Source organism: Shewanella sp. VB17 (assembly GCF_013248905.1).
Lineage (GTDB): Bacteria > Pseudomonadota > Gammaproteobacteria > Enterobacterales > Shewanellaceae > Shewanella.
Window position 1 is genome coordinate 1,602,326 of the sequence record NZ_JABRVS010000001.1, and the last position, 18,602, is coordinate 1,620,927.

The 18,602-nt window shown below is 42.7% G+C and carries 12 protein-coding genes; 5 read left to right on the forward strand and 7 right to left on the reverse strand.

The features are described from left to right. Window positions 1-21: 21 nt before the first annotated feature. The gene (gene mtnN, locus HQQ94_RS06840) at window positions 22-714 is read right to left on the reverse strand and encodes a 5'-methylthioadenosine/S-adenosylhomocysteine nucleosidase (protein ID WP_173293709.1); all 693 of its coding nucleotides are present in this window, start codon (window positions 712-714) and stop codon (window positions 22-24) included. A 239-nt stretch (window positions 715-953) separates the two neighbouring features. Here mtnN and HQQ94_RS06845 point away from each other — a divergent pair, with 239 nt between their 5' ends. The 5 genes from HQQ94_RS06845 (at window position 954) to HQQ94_RS06865 (ending at window position 6,486) form a co-directional block, all read left to right on the forward strand. After that, a complete protein-coding gene (locus tag HQQ94_RS06845; RefSeq protein WP_173293710.1) occupies window positions 954-1,478 on the forward strand; it encodes a winged helix-turn-helix domain-containing protein in 525 nt (174 codons plus the stop codon). Window positions 1,479-1,734: 256 nt separating this feature from the next. Further along, window positions 1,735-2,631 carry a DMT family transporter gene (locus HQQ94_RS06850; RefSeq protein WP_173293711.1) on the forward strand — a complete coding sequence of 299 codons (897 nt, stop codon included), beginning with the start codon at window positions 1,735-1,737 and terminating at the stop codon, window positions 2,629-2,631. A gap of 141 nt (window positions 2,632-2,772) precedes the next feature. Beyond that, window positions 2,773-3,741, forward strand: a complete 969-nt coding sequence (locus HQQ94_RS06855) for a nucleoside hydrolase (RefSeq protein ID WP_173293712.1) — start codon at window positions 2,773-2,775, stop codon at window positions 3,739-3,741. A 289-nt stretch (window positions 3,742-4,030) separates the two neighbouring features. Then, entirely contained in the window at window positions 4,031-4,189 is a 159-nt protein-coding gene (locus HQQ94_RS06860; RefSeq protein ID WP_173293713.1) for a hypothetical protein, read from the forward strand. A gap of 317 nt (window positions 4,190-4,506) precedes the next feature. After that, entirely contained in the window at window positions 4,507-6,486 is a 1,980-nt protein-coding gene (locus tag HQQ94_RS06865) for a hypothetical protein (protein ID WP_173293714.1), read from the forward strand. A gap of 114 nt (window positions 6,487-6,600) precedes the next feature. On the opposite strand, the gene HQQ94_RS06870 is transcribed toward HQQ94_RS06865, so the two are convergent. From HQQ94_RS06870 to gltB, 6 genes are all read right to left on the reverse strand, one after another. Next, the gene (locus HQQ94_RS06870) at window positions 6,601-7,305 is read right to left on the reverse strand and encodes a TorF family putative porin (protein ID WP_173296552.1); all 705 of its coding nucleotides are present in this window, start codon (window positions 7,303-7,305) and stop codon (window positions 6,601-6,603) included. Window positions 7,306-7,321: 16 nt separating this feature from the next. After that, complete coding sequence (locus HQQ94_RS06875; protein ID WP_173293715.1) at window positions 7,322-8,539, reverse strand: BCCT family transporter; 1,218 nt, start codon at window positions 8,537-8,539, stop codon at window positions 7,322-7,324. 222 nt (window positions 8,540-8,761) lie between these two features. Then, window positions 8,762-10,456: a choline dehydrogenase gene (gene betA / locus HQQ94_RS06880; RefSeq protein WP_173293716.1), complete on the reverse strand. Its 1,695-nt coding sequence runs from the start codon at window positions 10,454-10,456 to the stop codon at window positions 8,762-8,764. Window positions 10,457-10,465: 9 nt separating this feature from the next. Further along, window positions 10,466-11,929 carry a betaine-aldehyde dehydrogenase gene (gene betB, locus HQQ94_RS06885; RefSeq protein ID WP_173293717.1) on the reverse strand — a complete coding sequence of 488 codons (1,464 nt, stop codon included), beginning with the start codon at window positions 11,927-11,929 and terminating at the stop codon, window positions 10,466-10,468. Window positions 11,930-12,431: 502 nt separating this feature from the next. Then, complete coding sequence (locus HQQ94_RS06890) at window positions 12,432-13,841, reverse strand: FAD-dependent oxidoreductase (RefSeq protein ID WP_173293718.1); 1,410 nt, start codon at window positions 13,839-13,841, stop codon at window positions 12,432-12,434. Between the two features lie 6 nt (window positions 13,842-13,847). Next, on the reverse strand, window positions 13,848-18,296 hold the full coding sequence (gene gltB, locus HQQ94_RS06895; protein ID WP_173293719.1) for a glutamate synthase large subunit: 4,449 nt from the start codon (window positions 18,294-18,296) through the stop codon (window positions 13,848-13,850). Between the last annotated feature and the right edge of the window lie 306 nt (window positions 18,297-18,602).

The following is an 18,602-nucleotide window of genomic DNA, read 5'->3' on the forward strand; positions in this document are numbered from 1 at the left end:
TAATTATGATGATGCTAGGGATTATAGGTACTTTAGTAAAGATATCACCATAAGAGCGGAGTGGTGTCCTGCTTTTACTATGTATGAATCAAAATCGACCGGTGAGTCATTATTAGCATTGTCAGACAGTGAACGAATAACGACAAATGGGATCGAAAATTGATGGCATACCTGGGCAATCGCAGCCCCTTCCATTTCGCAAGCTGCCATTAATGGAAAGTGTGTCAGCATGGCTTTAGTGCGAATAGGATCGCAGATAAAACTGTCACCAGTACAAATAAGACCTTCGATAGCTTTCACTTTACCTAAATGCGTGACGGCTTTATTGGCAGCTTTTTTTAACTTTTCATCAGGTATAAAAGCGGCTGGTTGCTGAGCCATTTGACCTATTTCATATCCAAATGCGGTGACATCTACATCGTGATGACGCACTTCAGAGGATATAACTATGTCACCGATAGCTAATGAATCAACAAACCCACCAGCAGAGCCGGTGTTAATAATAGCGTCAGGTGCATATCTTTCGATAAGCAGTGTGGTAGCGATACTTGCCGCTACCTTACCTATGCCTGAACGAGTCACAATGACTTCTTTGCCGTTTAATGTACCAGTAACAAATTCAATACCAGCGATGGTGTGTGACTCAGTGTTATTCATTGAAGCGATTAAGTGGACGACCTCAGGCTCCATTGCACCTATGATACCTACTTTCATTGATTTAACCTTAAATTGTCATACGGGATCGAATGGGCATTAATATAACATGGCGTAGAGTAACTTTGTGGATAATCCCTTTTTTCTTCTCTAGGCATGAAACTTTGTTATTTCGAATTCTGAAGTAGGTCGATGATGAGACAAATGAACTATAATACAAAAATTAATGAGTGTTAAAACCCCTGTAGATGCACTTGTAAAATGATTTTAGTTACTATAGCGATATGTAAGGTTGATAGATGGGAAGAACTTACGCTTTAGGCAAACATATATTTTTCGATAAATTAAAGGGAGAGATCAGCTATGGTGATAATGTTGTTAATATAGGAGGGCGCGAAGCAGCAATATTAACCATCTTGATAAATCATAAAAATCAAGTTGTTAACAAGTTTGATATCAACGAGGAAGTGTGGAATGAGGTATGCGTGAGTGATGCTTCATTAACTAAAGCTGTTTCGAATTTACGTAAATCTCTGATGTTATTTGATGGACTTAACTGTGAAATTAAAACGATCCCTAAAGAGGGGTATATGCTGGTAATTGATAGTGATCTTGTACCTCAACATCAACCAGTAACAGAAGTGGTAAGAAGCGATAATAAATTGTTCAATCAGCTAATGGATGTTGTAGCATCCATATTTAACCACAAACGATACCAAGGTGCGTCCTCTAAACTACTGATGATAATTTGTCTTATTTTAGCACTGATTGCATCAATCGAAGCCATTACTGCCATTTGGCTTTTAACAAACAATTTCGATTAAAATAATGTTTCCCCTCTTGGTATAGCTGTTAACTTTCAGCTTGATAAAATACCCTATTTTCTATCTTAGCCAGTTTCAGTGTGGCTTAGCCTGTTTTGATATGATTACAGATTGGTAGAGATGAAATTATTTTTTAAGGCGGGACTCGGTATTGAAAACGAGGATTGATGGTAGCAAAGTGATAAATAATGGTAAAGTATGCGACGACATTATCATGACTTTCTGTTTTGCTACTTTTATTTTTAAGGACATTCTTTTGCCTGCAAATATTTTATTACTGTTTATCGCTGCTATCTGGGGGCTTGGTTTTGTGGCTCAAAGTTTAGGGATGGATCATTTATCTCCCTTTATGTTTAATGGATTACGATTTTTAATTGGAGCAATTAGTTTATTACCATTAGTTTTTTTCTTTCATCGACGAGGTAAAATCAAGATCGAAAGTAGGGGCTCTTTGTTATTAGGATCATTGACGCTTGGGGTCCTTTTGTTTATCGCGGCTTCATTTCAGCAAGTCGGTTTATTATATACAACCGCTGCCAATGCCGGGTTTATCACTGGTCTATATATTATTTTAGTGCCTATTTTAGGGTTAATGTTAAAACATAAAACGGGAATCAACACTTGGATTGGATGCGCAGTTGCAGTATTTGGATTGTATTTTTTAAGTATCAAAGAAGATTTTACTATTGGCTATGGTGATGCATTGCAGCTTATTGGTGCTCTATTTTGGGCAATGCATATTCTAGCCGTTGATCATTTTACGCGGAAAAATTCTGCTATTTTGCTGGCTAAATTACAGTTTTTGATGTGTGGTTTATTGAGTTTGATGGTTTCCACTGGTTTAGAAATTACCCAGATTGAAAACGTTGCTGCGGCATGGGCGCCACTTGCTTTTTCTGGCATCGTGTCTGTGGGTATTGCCTATACCTTACAGCTGGTGGCACAAAAAGGCGTTAACCCAGCACATGCTGCAATTATTTTAAGTTTAGAAGCGGTATTTGCTGCGATTGGTGGGATAATTTTCTTGGGCGAAGACATGGATGGACGAGCCTTATTTGGCTGCGGCTTGATGCTATTTGGCATGTTGGTTTCTCAAATTCCACTCAAATATTGGATTAAGTCACAAAGTCCGCAGTTAGAACTAGGAAATTAGTATTAATGACTTATACCCAAGCATATTGAGGTCGTTTAGGTATATCTAGGGGCTTTATATTGTTTAAGGAAGTTCATTTCCGAGAGTTTACTCTATTAAAGATGCTATATAGCCGCCAATAAATAACTGGATAATGAATGTATGGCGAAGAAAATAATATTAGACACAGATCCTGGCATTGATGATGTTATGGCTATCTTATTCGCCGAGTCACATCCAGAAATAGAACTAAAGGCCATTACCACGGTTTTTGGTAATGTTACCATCGAGAATGCGACTCGTAATGCGCTTTATTTGAAGCAAAAATATCAATTAAAAGCTGATGTTGCTCAAGGTGAGAGTAAACCTCTAGTTCGACGTCCTGCCGGTCCCACGGTTGTGGTGCATGGTGAGAGTGGTTTTGGAGATGTTGAAGTACCTGTCGATGTTAGAGGAGAGATAGATGATCGTCCCGCGTTTCAATACATTATCGATGCCGTTAAAGCTGAGCCCAATGAGATCACGTTAGTGGCGATTGGTCCCTTGACTAACTTAGCGTTAGCCCTGCAAGCAGAACCAGAAATTGTTAATTTGGTAAAGCAAGTGGTCATCATGGGGGGGGCATTTGGGGTCAATGATCACCGTGGTAATGTGACCCCTTATGCCGAGGCTAATGTTCATGATGATCCCCATGCGGCGGATAGTGTTTTTAGCGCATCTTGGCCTGTGGTCATCATTGGGCTGGATGTCACCGAGCAGAGTTTTTTTACAGTTGATTACCTTGATAAACTGCGTGACGATGCTGGTGAAATGGGTCAGTTTATCTGGGATGTCAGCCGTTTTTACCTGAGGTTTTATAAACAAAAGGTCGGTATTGATGCGTGTCATGTGCACGATCCATCAGCGATTGCTTATGTGATAAAACCCGATCTGTTTACCCTGAGAGAAGGGCCTGTGCGTGTGGTGACTGAGGGGCCTGCAGAGGGCATGACGATTCAGAAATTTGATCAGTACCTCAATGATGAATGGGAGAAGTATACTGCTCAGCGTGTGGGCATTGCGGTGAAAGATACAGAGCTGTTGGAAATTTACCGTCAGAGCATCATAGCTTACAGTCGTAGAATTGGTTAATGACTAAGTCTCAAAATAAAAAGCCTAGTATCGAAAATTAGGCTTTTTCTTATTTCAGCCATTACTGGAATTTATCTTAAAAGGAACCTAATGGATTGACATCATAACTGACCAATAAGTTCTTGATGTTTTGATAGTGGAGGTTATGTACTGCGCCATTGGGGGGAATAGTATTCGAATAAGTTGGTCAATGTAGCGCTCGATATCGGGGGTAATTGGCATGAGTAGCGATGGCGTAGCAGTAGTTGATCGGTGATTAACATGTTATTCACGGACATAGATTTATGAGTTGCACCACAGTCAACAAATCTTAGTATTTATTCCCAGTCAGGTACATTTAGTAGAAACTGCACTTTTGTGCCATCTGCTGGGGAGTTATTATCGATTTGATGGCAATGTCAGCCGCAGTGCCCAGCATTTAGGGATCAGCCGTAATCCCCTTGTATAGAAAATTAAAAGCGTGGGATTAAAATAAAATTAAGTTAGTTTGAACTGAATTTGGGCTAGGCTGTATAACCACCTAGTATTACATTCAGACTTACCTGTTTTTAACTTGTTGTTATTTGACTTACTATGCTTGCTTTGTTGTTTTTATATGGCATTTATTGTTGCTGGGTGATACTCATCTTGTTAGAATCTCGCCGTTGTAAGAGTAGTCATGTAGCGCCTGTGTCATGGATAACACTTGCTCTCATGTTTTCTTACAGCGTCGCCTACATAAATGGGCGGAACTACCTATCATAATAAAATAAAAGGAAGTATTTGATGTCTAATCAAATTAAATTAGTGTTGGCAATTTCTGCCGCGCTGTCTCTATCTGGCTGTCTAGAAGTTGAAGATAATAACAATAATGATGCTGCGACGGTAACCTTATCAGGAACGGTAAAAGGGGCCACCGATGATGTAAACTTGTCAGATGCACAAGCATCCATTAAGTTTGCTGGAAAGTGGTCAACGCCTGTACAGATTAATGACGCTAAATTACTGCTAGAAAAACAAGCCGCATTTAGTGACTTTATGCTAAAACTCGAAAGCCCTTCTGATGCTTTTGTTACTATGGTATATAAAGGTGAGACGAAAGAGGGTTTACATGGAGAGATCAAGCAAGACTTAGGAGAGATGATTGTTGGTAAGCCCAAAGAAAAGCTGCTTACATTACTACAAACTGGTGATAATACTTATGTTGAAGACTTAGAAGTCTATTCATTATATGTGACCGATAAAGATCCATATGCATTAGAGCTACAACAGCCCGATGATGTTGCTGTTTACACTGAAGCGACGGGCGAATATAAGCTGACGTTACCTGAGGGGATCCCCTCCGAATTACACGCCAAACTTGATGTGGATAATGACGGTGTTGATGATTTCGCCCTAGAGGTTAATCTTTCTGAGGATAATTCTGAAGAATATACCGCTTATGATCCTGAATATAAAAAAGTGCTAGAATCTAGATTATTAAGTGCAGATAAAGTATGGGATGAAAATACACTTTACCTTAAAGAAATCAATGCTCTAAGAGAATATGATTTACGTCTCACCTTGTTAAGTGAAGATGGTTCAACATTAGCTGGCGCGCGAGTTGCCGCCAGTGGCAACGATGATGGTAATACCTACTTTGATTATGACTCTACCACTGCTCAGTACGTGGTAGAGGCAAGGTACAGAGGCAAGCTTAATATTGTAATTCCTAGCTTTGAAGTCGGAGAGCTTGCTTATAGTAATGCACAAGTAATAATTGATCCGACAGAGTTTGAGCAGCAATATAAGGTGTCTATTTCAGGCGTACAAGCTCAATCCTTTTATACAGAAGTGGTCGATGGTGAGCTGAATTTAGCCGTGACCTTATCGATGGCGAGTTATCAGATCCCTGCAATTACAGTGTTGTCGAGTAAAGTAAAAGATAATAACCTTGAAATGTTTTTTTCAGCTCCAGTCGCCTTAGTTAATAATGAGGAAGAGCACTCAAGTGTTGAATTAACTTCTATCGATGCAGTGAAAATCATAGCTGGAAATACAGTTAATGAGCAAGGTGTCACTCCAGGAGATACTTATATAGAGCTTGATAATCGTGCTATTGCTACGAAAGTGGTATTGACTCTCAATGGGACAAAATTGACTGCTTCACCAGTAGATGCCGCATTAGCTGAGGGAGAGTATCAATATAAGGTCGGTAAGCTCGTTAATACCGCTTCTGGCACAGAAGAGAATATCGCGAATAGTCAACAATCATTTGTTGTTTATAACAACGAGTTTGATATTAATGATGTGGTGTTAGATAACAGTAATTTTACCACTAATGGTATCGTCATTGAGGGAAAAAATACCGCAGGTGAAGAGGCATGCTTATATGGCTGTAGCGGGAGTGGTAGCGCTCAGTTATTTTTTCCATTATCTATTAACTCATTGAAAGATTTTACTTTAACTTTAACTTCATATGTTGAAAATGGAGTTAATAATGAAATCTACAAGGTCTTTAATGTGGTTAAAAATGACGCACTTCTTGATAATTTATACAAGAAATATGTTGTAAAAGCCGCTGAAAATGAACGTATTGATCGTAACAGTATAAGTATTCAAACAGGAACCAGTTTAGCATCAGGCTACCGATATTCAACTGACATTTACTATGTGTATTTATATGATGATACTGCTAGTCAGTCAAACTCTGCTACGTTTGATTATAGTTACACCACTAAAGCAGGTGTAACGCAGACAGGCACAGTCACGTATAAGGTTAAGTAATTCGCATAACCGTTAATTAAAAAAGCCCTGCTATTTTTAGCAGGGCTTTTTTATGGTTAAAGATTAACGCATAACTAATGGCGACTTGTTCATCTAACTTGTTAATAAGAAAGATTAAAAATCAAAGGTTCTCGCGACTGATACCACGACTCGTTCATCGCTTGTATCCCAGTTCATGCTGGTATCTTCGACGGCGAGATTAAAGTTGAAGCCCTTCCAGCTGGTCATGTATTCAGCCCGAAAGTGGTTATAGCTCTTGTCACCATCCCAATCGTATTTGTCTTCATCGAGGGAAGTTGAGCGGTCAACACTGAGGCGAATATCATGGCCTTCAGCCAAGGTAAAGGTGTGGGCCGCCATCATGATGTAATGACCAGCATCAGTACCAAAATAATCCCATGTGTACCAAAAGTTCAGCTCAGTTTGTCCGAGCGATGAAGCGTAGCCAAACTTGGTATACAGCTCAGGATATTGGTACTCATCTGAGTCTGAATCACCATGGTAAGTATAATAGCCAATACCGGCATCTAGAGATACCGCCTCGGTTAGCTGAAAGAACTTGCCGCCATAAAAATCGAGCTCTAACCAGGTGTCATCACCTGAGCCGTAATCAAAATTTGATGCCCATGTTCCGACATACCAGTTATCGTCTGCCGCGTAATCCAGGCTGGCCTGTAAAGCGGGGTTGTTGCCTGTTTGGCTCACACCATTAAAGGTGTAATCTGAGGTGGCGGTCACCGTTGAGCTAAGCCCTGCGATGGCGGTACTTGGTAAGGCGATTAAAGCCAATAATGTTATTTTTCTCATTGTTATGTTCATCATTTCCCTTTCTTTTTTAGTTAGCTAATTCAATTTTGCTAAAGTCAATTTTGTTTTCTGTCGGTGAGCATTCAATGCTTGCTACCTTGTTATATTTTTTGGCTAAGATGTAACCGAAACAACTCAAAATCAAGCCGATAGCTAAAGCGCCAACCCATTGGATTTGCAAGAAGTCGAGTTTAAACAGCAAGGTTAAACCACTCATTAAAATAACATTACCTAAAATATATTTGGTTTTGCCAAAGCGTTCGACGGTCAAATTTAGGTTGTCGGTATAAAGGCGAATTAACGAGTCTAAGGAATTGATGACAAAGGTGATGCCAACAAATACCATGGCCAAGTTATAAAATCCCGTTGTGGCGATGTCATTGGCGCTGTAGTAGTACAATACCGTAAACCACACCGCAATTGGCAGCGAGGGGAATAGCATCATAGCAATAAGCACTTGGTAGGTTTTCATTCCACCGACAAAACGTGAGGTAAATTGGCCAATCATGATGCTCCAAGCAAACCACCAGAACAGGTAAAATTCATGGTAATCATTCAGCGGCAGAGCAAAACGATGGATATTACCAAAATAGTCACCGATCAAGGCAAATGTGCTGAAAAATTCTCCAACACCAGAATCATCAGATAAAAAGGCGCCAGCCCACATGATGGCAATTAAGCCCATAAATAACCAAGTGCTGGTTAAGCTCAGCATTTTTACGTAGCGAATACTGGTACTTGAGTAGACAGCGGCGGCGATCACTACAAAGACGATAAGATAGAAACTGCTCACAAGGCTCTCACCATCGCCCATTTCTGGTAGGTACCAAGGCAAGTTAGTTAATAAAAGGTAAGCGGTAAAGGCACAGGTACCAATGATAACTAAGTTGTTGATAAATTTAATTATGGGTATCTCAAAGAACTTGACTCTTGGTTCTATAACACAGAAATAAAAACAGGTTAGAAAATAAAAAGCCCAGATAAGAAATGCCCAGAAGCCAAATTCAATGGCCAAGGGATTAGTGAAGCCATACTCAGGGCTGGCGCTTAAATCGGCATAGCCGGCAAATTCAGTGAGGGGAAACATGATAAGACCCACATCTAATCCTGAAGTAAACAAAATCGCAATGAAGGTAAAAGTACGTACTGGCGTGACACCAATACATTCAATATTTCCCCAGCGATAAATCACAAAAGCAATTGCTGCAAAAGTAAATATTATTCCTATGCTAAGCCAGATTGTCATTGTTATTCTCCAAGCTTACGTTCTTATAACACATATTGTTAGTTCCTTATTTTGGTGTTAATTATGCCAACCAGCAGCAAGGTTAAGCTGCAAAATCCTCCAAGCCTTAATTATCGTTTTGACGAAAGCTAAGGCTTGATAAATTAAATTTGGCGATGAAGGCCATTGAGTCTTGTTGACTTAGGTTGGCCTTGAACCTAGATGATGAGTTAGAAAAGTGTATTAAGCGAGTGGTCTTGTTGGCGGCTTGTTTCGTTGTTGCTGCTGCCAGTTTTCGGCGATGGTGACGCTTGCAGTGCTTGGCGCGAGAGGGGGATTGCCTAAAATAAGATCAGCGGCCCGCTCAGCTAACATAATGGTCGGTGAGTTAAGGTTACCATTTGGAATCGTGGGGAAAATGGAGGAGTCCACCACCCTAAGGTTTTGTAACCCATGAACCTGAGTTTGGGAGTTGACGACCGCCATGTCATCTTCGCCCATTTTACAGGAGCAAGATGGGTGGTAGGCACTTTCGACAGAGCTTCTCACAAAGCTGTCAATCTCTTCATCGGTTTGGACTGTGTTACCGGGTTGAATTTCTTCGCCGCGATATTCATCCAATGCGGGCTGATTGATGATTTCACGCGTTAAACGTACACAGGCGCGAAAACCTTCGATATCATCAGGGTGAGACAGGTAATTAAATTGAATGCTTGGTGCAACATGAGCATCATTAGAGACAATTTTTACACTGCCGCGGCTTTTGGGTTTATTGTGACCAATATGGACCTGAAAACCATGACCAGCAAAGGCTTCTTTACCGTCATAACGCATGGCAGCAGGTAAAAAGTGATACTGTAAATCAGGCCATTCAAGTCCTGCTTTTGAACGGATAAACCCGCAAGATTCAAAGTGATTCGTCGCCCCAAGCCCTGATTTATTGATTATCCAGCGAGTGCCGATAAAGAGCTTATTTAAGGGGTCGATTTTGCCATTGAGTGAAATAGGTTGTAGGCACGTAAACTGAAAATAAAATTCAAGGTGATCTTGTAAATTTTCACCCACGCCAGGTAATTGGTGTATTTGCTGTATCCCCGCACTTTTGAGTGTGTCAGCTGAGCCGATCCCAGAGAGTTGTAAAATGTGGGGTGAGCCAATTGAGCCTGCCGATAGCACCACTTCTTTATTGGCTTTGACATCAATCATTTTACCTTTGCGCTCAAAACGAACACCGACGGCTTTTTTACCTTCAAACAGCACTTTGTGCACTAGCGCATGCGTGGTCACGGTTAAGTTGCTGCGTTTCATTGCCGGTCTGAGATACGCATTGGCTGTTGACCAACGCACGCCATTTTTAACGGTCATGTGCATGGGGCCAAAGCCTTCTTGCTGCGCACCGTTATAGTCGTTAGTGGCTAAATATCCGGCATCGACTCCTGCATCAACAAAAGCTTGGTATAACGGATTTTTCATATTGTTACCGTTATTGACCGCCAGTGGCCCTTCATTACCACGGTACTCATCCGCCCCAAATGCCCAATGTTCGGCTTTTTTAAAGTAAGGTAGGCAATGAGCATAATCCCAATCTTTAGCTCCCTGTTGCTGCCATTCATCGAAATCACGCGCGTGACCACGGACATACACCATGCCGTTAATTGAAGAGGATCCGCCTAACACTTTACCTCGAGGGCAATGCATACGGCGGTTATCAAGATAAGGCTCTGCTTGGGTTTCAAACTGCCAAGCATATTTAGCGGTATTCATTGGGATTGACAAGGCTGTCGGCATCTGAATAAAAATACTTTTATCACTGCCGCCGGTTTCAAGCAGTAAGACGTTGTTATTTGAATCGGCAGATAAACGGTTGGCGAGCACGCAGCCAGCACTGCCAGCACCGATGATGACATAGTCGTATTGTTCAAAGGTATGTTGAGTCATGTGGGCTCCTTAAAATGGGCTTTCAAGAGGCTGCATACCAACGTATACGGCTTTTATTTGGGTGTAAGCTTTCAGTGTTTCGCTGCCATTTTCGCGGCCTATACCCGACATCTTGTAGCCCCCGACAGGCATCTCTGCTGGTGAAGCCCCATAGGCATTTATCCAGCATATTCCTGCTTGCATCTGATGAATAACGCGATGTGCGCGGGTAATGTCTTGAGTAAATACGCCAGCGGCTAACCCTAGGCGAGTATCATTGGCACGACGGATAACTTCATCTTCTTCATCAAAAGTCAGTACTGACATCACTGGGCCGAAAATTTCTTCTCGACTTAAGGTCATGTCGTCAGTGCATTGACCAAAGATGGTGGGAGCAACAAAGTAACCATGCGGGCTGTTTTCAGGTTTAAGCGCATGACCACCTGCGAGTAATTGAGCGCCTTCTTGTTTACCCATATCGATAAGGCTTAACACTTTATCTTGATGGGCTTTTGAGATGAGTGCACCAAAGTTGGTGTCAGGATCCATAGGATCGCCGCAAATGATATTATCTTGAGTACGCTGTAATAGTTTTTCAATAAAATGAGGGTAGATATCTTGTTGGACAAACACGCGGGTGCCATTAGTGCAGATCTCACCTTGAGTGTAGAAATTACCTAGCATGGCTGCTGAGACGGCATTATCGATATCGGCATCATTAAAAATGATCAAGGGTGACTTACCACCGAGCTCCATGGTGACTTGTTTAAGTGAGCCTGCCGCTGCTGCCATCACTTTTTTGCCGGTACCGACTTCACCCGTGAATGAGACTTTCGCAATGTCTTCATTATTGGTGAGCCAAGCACCAACACGACCGTCGCCTTGAATAACGTTAAAGACGCCATCTGGAACGCCGGCTTCAGTAAATATTTCGGCTAACTTGATCGCACCCAGTGGTGTTTCTTCTGATGGTTTAAAGATCATAACATTACCGCAAGCTAACGCCGGTGCTGATTTCCAGCAAGCGATTTGTAGCGGGTAATTCCAAGCGCCAATGCCAGCGCAAATACCTAATGGTTCACGACGAGTGTAATAAAAATCTTCACCAAGGGATTGTTGATTGCCTTCAATACTTGGGGCCAACCCGGCAAAAAACTCAATCGAGTCTGCACCGGTGACGACATCGACCGCTGAGGCTTCTTGCCAAGGTTTTCCGGTGTCTTGCACTTCAATAGCTGCGAGTTCGTCATTGCGTTTACGCAGCAGTGAAACGGCGTTAAGTAAGATCCGGCTACGCTCGATAGAGGACATTTTTGACCAGGTATTAAACCCTTCTTTGGCACTTTTAATGGCGGCTTGTTGAATTTTCTCATCAGCGACTTCGACTAAGTAACTCACCGCTCCGTTTGCGGGATTGATGACTTCAAAGGTTTCACCTGTTTCATTTGAGAGGGGGTGCCCGTGGATATAATTTTGGTAAACAACAAACGACATCAATTTTCTCCGTACTGCATGATCACGGCCTTGATAAAGGCTTTACATAGCATTTGGTATTTGAACTAGGGCCTAACATTTCACTCACTAAGTTGGTGATGAATATGAGGCTTATAGTGGGGTAACGTTCCCTTTAAATATATTATTTAACAAACGATTAGGTTATTTTCAATCAACCGCTGTCGCCTGATGTATTTTATTGGCGGGCGAGACATAAAAAAGCGGATCCTTAATCATTATAATTGTTAAATTAACGTTAGATGAGCACCAACTCTAATGGTTAGGGGGTTAACTATCAACCTTTATTCCAAATCTGGATTTCGTTCACCGATTTTTTTCAATGATTTATGTTGGAGCATTTCAATTCTAAGTCTTTGTTTAATAATGAGTAAGTTGAGTGATGGATTATTGATAAAATGAAATAAATAGAACTTAAATTAATCGTTATGGTCATTTAGTGAAAAAAGCGCTCCTGTCGGAGCGCTGGAATGTCGCTATGGGATCAGTCTTCGAAAGTGTTGAGGATCCCCAAAGCTGCATCGCGTCCTTCAGCGATAGCCGTGACCACGAGATCTGAACCGCGCACCATATCGCCACCGGCAAACACTTTAGGGTTGCTGGTTTGAAAAGGATTGTCGGCCTTCTTAGGGGCGATAACACGTCCCCATTCATCCAAGTCTACATTATGCTGTTTAAGCCAAGTAGCAGGACTTGGCTTAAAACCAAAGGCGATGATGATCGCATCAGCATTAAGGAGTGCTTCACTGCCTTTAATCGCCTCGGCCCGTTGTCGCCCGCTGCCGTCAGCGGCACCCATTTGTGTTTCAATACAGGTAATACCAGTTACTGCTCCATCTTGAGTTTCTATCTCAATAGGTTGTCGGTTAAAGAGGAAATTAACGCCTTCTTCTTTCGCATTTTGGACTTCACGGCGTGATCCCGGCATGTTTGCCTCGTCGCGGCGGTAAACACAGGTGACTTCGGCTGCATTTTGGCGTATCGCTGTGCGAACACAATCCATGGCTGTATCGCCCCCGCCGAGGACCACTACTTTCTTACCTTTCAAGTTAAGGTAGGGGGATTGAGGATCTGTGGTGCCCATGATGTGATGGGTGTTACCAATAAGATAAGGTAAGGCCTGATAGACGCCTTGGGCATCTTCACTGGGTAGATCGGCTTTCATGGCGGTATAAGTGCCCATTCCTAGGAAGACGGCATCATATTGCTCAACCAATTCATCAAAAGCGATGTCTTCACCTATGTGAGTGCTCATGTTAAATTGGATCCCCATCCCTTCGAGTACTTCACGGCGGGTAGCCATCACGGCTTTATCAAGCTTGAAAGCTGGGATCCCGTATGTGAGCAAGCCTCCAATTTGTTGGTTTTTATCAAATACAACAGCTTGGACACCATTACGGGCAAGAATATCGGCGCAGCCTAGTCCTGCAGGTCCAGCGCCGATAATGGCGACGCGTTCTTTTCTTGGTGTCACCTTGGTTAAGTCTGGACGCCAACCTTGAGCTATTGCCGTATCGGTAATGTATTTTTCAACATTACCAATAGTCACAGCACCAAATTCATCGTTGAGGGTGCAGGCCCCTTCACATAAGCGGTCTTGTGGGCACACTCGGCCACAGATCTCCGGTAACGTATTGGTTTCATGAACCAGATCGGCAGCTTCTAAGATCCGTCCTTGTTCGGCGAGTTTGAGCCAGTTAGGAATATAGTTGTGCAGTGGGCATTTCCACTCACAATAAGGGTTACCGCAGTCAAGACAGCGTTCTGCTTGTTCTTTGACTTCAGGCTGAGAGGATGGCTGGTAAATTTCGATAAACTGCGTTGTGCGCTTCTTCGCAGGGTGTTTAACCGGATCTTGGCGATCAACTTCTATAAATTGAAAATCGTTGCTCATACGTTGTTACCCCGCTACTACAGCTAATTCAGGTTGTGATTGCTCGAGTTTTAATAGATCTGAGACTGACACACTCTTAGGTTTGATTAAAACGAAGCAATCGATCCAATTCTCGAAATCGGCCAATAACATTTTGGCATGCTCACTGCCTGTTTCAGTGAGGTGTGCTTCTATCATGTCTTTTAGGTGACGCTGCTGGGCAGGAGAGTCAACTTTTTGAGTATCAACTAATTCAGTATTCACTCGGCGATGAAAATGACCGAATCGATCAAATACATAAGCAAAGCCTCCAGTCATACCTGCTGCAAAGTTAACCCCTGTTCTACCTAAAACAAGTACGACACCGCCAGTCATATATTCACAGGCATTGTCTCCTACGCCTTCAACGACTGCGATAGCACCTGAGTTACGAACAGCAAATCGTTCACCTGCTGTCCCTGCGGCGAATAGCTTACCTCCAGATGCACCATAGAGGCAGGTGTTGCCAATAATGGCGGAGCGATCACTAAGGAAGGTACTGCCTGATGGCGGATGTACGGTGATTTTCCCTCCCGACATGCCTTTACCAACATAGTCATTAGCATCACCACATAGAGTGAGTTCGAGTCCTGGGCTGTTCCATACACCGAAACTTTGTCCAGCGCTGCCATTGAAATTTATCTGTATCGGCTGTTTTGCTCCCTGTTTACCTGCTGTTTGCGCGATAAAACCTGATAGTGATGCCCCGACGGAACGATCGGTGTTATTGATATTAAATCTGGCTTGGATTGATGTGCCTGCAATAACGGCCTCTCGCACTTGACGAAGTAACTCAATGTTTAATTCACCTTTATCTAAAGTGGGATTGAGCTCTTGCCATGTTCTGGCGCTGTTGATAGGGATTTCAGGCGTGTATAAAATAGGAGTTAAATCCAATCGCTGTTGCTTTGATGTTTGCCCTTTTAGTGTGGTTAACCATTCACTGTGACCGATAAGATCTTCAAACTGAGTGACCCCCAGTGCTGCCATGCCTTCGCGGATCTCTCTTGCTACAAACTCAAAGTAGGTAATGACGCGTTCTGGAAGACCATGATAATGCGCATTTCGCAGTTTTACATTTTGAGTGGCGACACCAGTGGCACAGTTATTTAGATGGCAAATTCGTAAGTATTTACAGCCAAGTGCTATCATAGGGACGGTGCCAAAACCAAAACTTTCAGCGCCGAGTAGGGCAGCTTTTAGTACATCTTGTCCTGTTTTTAATCCGCCATCGACCTGAAGGCGAATTTTATGCCTAAGTCCGTTTTTAACCAATGCTTGGTGTACTTCGGCTAAGCCTAGTTCCCATGGACTGCCTGCATATTTAACCGATGTAATGGGGCTTGCGCCAGTGCCACCATCATAACCAGAAATCGTGATCATATCGGCGTAAGCTTTTGCCACACCAGTGGCGATAGTGCCGACACCGGGTTCAGACACGAGTTTGACCGAGATCATTGCTTTGGGGTTTATTTGCTTTAGGTCAAATATCAGTTGTGCCAAATCTTCAATCGAATAAATATCGTGGTGAGGCGGTGGTGAGATGAGTGTCACACCAGGCCTCGCGTTACGCAATGCTGCTATTTCGACACTGACTTTATGCCCCGGGAGTTGCCCCCCTTCGCCAGGCTTAGCGCCTTGAGCAACCTTGATTTGCAATACTTCAGCATTCATCAGGTAGTGAGCTGTGACCCCAAAACGTCCTGACGCGATTTGTTTAATTTTCGAGTTACGCTCTGAGTTGAAACGCGCAGGATCTTCCCCACCTTCACCCGAATTTGAGCGACCTCCAAGTCGATTCATCGCTACAGCCAACGCTTCATGTGCTTCAGGGCTTAGGGCACCGATACTCATGGCTGCGCTGTCAAACCTTGAGTAAAGCGTGTCTGCTGATTCAACACTATCGAGTTTGACTGGAGTGAGTTTACCTTTAATGGCGATAAGATCGCGCAGGGTTGCTATGGGGCGGTTATCGACCAGTTGTGTAAACCTTTTATAATAGGAATAATCTTTATCTTTTAGGCAGGCTTGTAGTGTGTTGACGACATCGGGGTTAAAGCAATGGTATTCCCCTCCATCGACATATTTAAGTAAACCGCCTTGTGCTAGTGGCTGGTGGGCACGAAAAGCCAATTTGTGGAGTTGGACTTGATCTTGCTCAAAGTCGATAAAGCTGGCTCCCTCGATACGACTTATTACCCCATTAAAACAAAGGTCGATGACGTTACTGGCAATACCAATGGCTTCAAATTGTTGACTACAGCGGTATGAGGAAACGGTGCTTATGCCCATTTTGGACATTATTTTCCGCAGGCCTTTATCGATGCCTTGACGAAAATTAAGCATTAAGGGGTAGTTGTCTGCAATATGATGAATTTTAGCCAGTGCCGCTATACTTTCGTAGGCAAGGTACGGGTAAATCGCTGTTGCTCCAAAACCCAGTAACACGGCGAAGTGGTGAGGATCACGAGCAGATGCGGTTTCAACGATGATATTAGTGTCACAACGCAGACTTTTATCCACTAATACTCGCTGAATAGCGCCTACAGCCATTGCCGCTGGGATCACTTGCTTAGAGTGTGCCGTTGTTCGGTCAGATAAAATAAGTAAAGTGGTCCCTGAATGTGCCAAGCGTTCAGATTCATGACAAATACGAATGATGGCTTGTTCTAGGCCTTCTGTGACCTTGTAATTGAGATCAATGGTGTCGGCACGGTAGTAAGTAGAGTCGAGTGCTAATAGTTGATTAAAGTCGCTATAGAGCAATACGGGAGAGTTAAACATCACTCGGTAAGCATGGCCGGTTGTTTCATTGAACAAGTTTTGTTCTCTGCCGACGCAAGTAGAGAGCGACATTACATGTTTCTCTCTCAATGGATCGATCGGAGGGTTAGTGACTTGAGCAAATTTTTGCCTAAAGTAGTCGTACACAGTACGTGACTTTTTAGAGAGTACGGCCATGGGAGTATCATCTCCCATTGAGCCGGTCGCTTCTTCACCTTTTTGAGCTAACACCCATATCACTTGCTCAAGTTCTTCGCGTGAATAACCAAAGTGTTTCTGGTATTGCAAGAGTTTATCTGGCGTAAATTCACATAGGCCTTGTTGGGCTGGTGGGATCTCTTCTGCTGGGATCAAAGTTTGACTGTTTTTTGCCATCCATTCCTTATATGGGTGGCGGCGTTTAAGATCATTATCGATTTCAAATGAAGAATAAAGTTGTCCGTTTAGTGTGTCTAATACCAGTAATTCTCCTGGACCTACGCGGCCTTTTTCTACCACTTCATCGGGAGCATAATCCCAAATACCCACTTCAGATGCTAAGGTGAGAATTCTGTCTTTAGTGATAATATAACGTGATGGGCGTAAGCCATTACGGTCAACCGCACAGGCGGCATATCGGCCATTAGTCATAACAATACCGGCAGGTCCATCCCAAGGCTCCATGTGCATAGAGTTGAAATCGTAAAAGGCTTTAAGCTCTTCATCCATTTCAGGATTGCTTTGCCATGCGGGTGGAATAAGCAGACGCATAGAGCGATACAGATCCATGCCACCTGCCAGCAGCATTTCAAGCATGTTATCCAGTGAAGAGGAGTCTGAGCCCGTTTCATTAACAAAAGGCGCAGCTTGTTGCAGATCTGGCAACAGTGGTGCGTTAAATTTATAAGCACGTGCTCGTGCCCATTGTCTGTTACCTGTAATTGTATTTATTTCACCATTATGAGCTAGATACCTGAATGGTTGAGCGAGCGGCCATTTAGGTGACGTATTAGTGGAAAATCTTTGATGGAATAAACAGATTGAACTTTGCAACCTGATATCAGCTAAATCTAGGTAAAACTCAGGCAGATCTACAGGCATCATTAAGCCTTTATAAACGATAACTTGGCCTGATAGGCTGGCGACATAGAAATGGTTATCATGATGCAATTGCTGTTCTAATCTGCGTCTTGCCATATACAGACGGCGTTCGAGATCTTTCTCTCTCCAACCAATTGGGGAATTGATCAATACTTGATAGATTTGAGGTTGGCTTTCTTTGCCTATAGGCCCTAGAACATCGGGATTTACTGGCACTTTTCGCCAACCAGCGACACTCAATGTCTCTTTTTCTAATTCGCGTTCAAATAGTTGCTTAGCGTGATCTGCTAATGGAGTCTCTTGGTTAAGAAAAATCATGCCGACGGCAAATTTACGGCTTAAATGCCAGTCATTTTCAGCCGCGATTGTTTCAAAGAATTTGATGGGAAGCTGCATTAGCAATCCACAGCCGTCACCCGTTTTTCCATCAGCAGCGACGCCACCTCGGTGTTTCATACGGTCTAAGCCATGAATGGCGGTTCTGATGATGCGATGGCTAGGTTCGCCATCCATCTGGGCTATTAGGCCAAAACCACAATTATCTCTCTCAAAACTGGGGTGATACAAGCTCATTACACAAACTCCCTAAACTTAAACTGAATACTACTCGGGAAAATGTTGTTATATATATATGCACCCGAACCATTCAAATTAACGCTTGAGTCGGTAAAGGTCAAACCTAATAATTGCATGTATTATATACTCCTTTAGCATATGGATATATAATCAATGTCAATCTAACGTTAACGTAAACTGTCAACGTCATCTTATAACCTTATGAATAAGTGATGTTTTTAATAAAAAAAATCAATAGCTATTGATAGGCTATAATCAAAACTCTCATGTTGATTTTTGATTAATATGAATTTAATTATAAAG

What these genes read in the sequence shown, in the direction of transcription:
- mtnN (WP_173293709.1), bottom strand. Translation starts at nt 714, where the DNA reads ATGAAAGTAGGTATCATAGGTGCAATGGAGCCTGAGGTCGTCCACTTA.
- HQQ94_RS06845 (WP_173293710.1), top strand. Translation starts at nt 954, where the DNA reads ATGGGAAGAACTTACGCTTTAGGCAAACATATATTTTTCGATAAATTA.
- HQQ94_RS06855 (WP_173293712.1), top strand. Translation starts at nt 2,773, where the DNA reads ATGGCGAAGAAAATAATATTAGACACAGATCCTGGCATTGATGATGTT.
- HQQ94_RS06865 (WP_173293714.1), top strand. Translation starts at nt 4,507, where the DNA reads ATGTCTAATCAAATTAAATTAGTGTTGGCAATTTCTGCCGCGCTGTCT.
- HQQ94_RS06870 (WP_173296552.1), bottom strand. Translation starts at nt 7,305, where the DNA reads ATGAACATAACAATGAGAAAAATAACATTATTGGCTTTAATCGCCTTA.
- HQQ94_RS06875 (WP_173293715.1), bottom strand. Translation starts at nt 8,539, where the DNA reads ATGACAATCTGGCTTAGCATAGGAATAATATTTACTTTTGCAGCAATT.
- betA (WP_173293716.1), bottom strand. Translation starts at nt 10,456, where the DNA reads ATGACTCAACATACCTTTGAACAATACGACTATGTCATCATCGGTGCT.
- betB (WP_173293717.1), bottom strand. Translation starts at nt 11,929, where the DNA reads ATGTCGTTTGTTGTTTACCAAAATTATATCCACGGGCACCCCCTCTCA.
- HQQ94_RS06890 (WP_173293718.1), bottom strand. Translation starts at nt 13,841, where the DNA reads ATGAGCAACGATTTTCAATTTATAGAAGTTGATCGCCAAGATCCGGTT.
- gltB (WP_173293719.1), bottom strand. Translation starts at nt 18,296, where the DNA reads ATGAGCTTGTATCACCCCAGTTTTGAGAGAGATAATTGTGGTTTTGGC.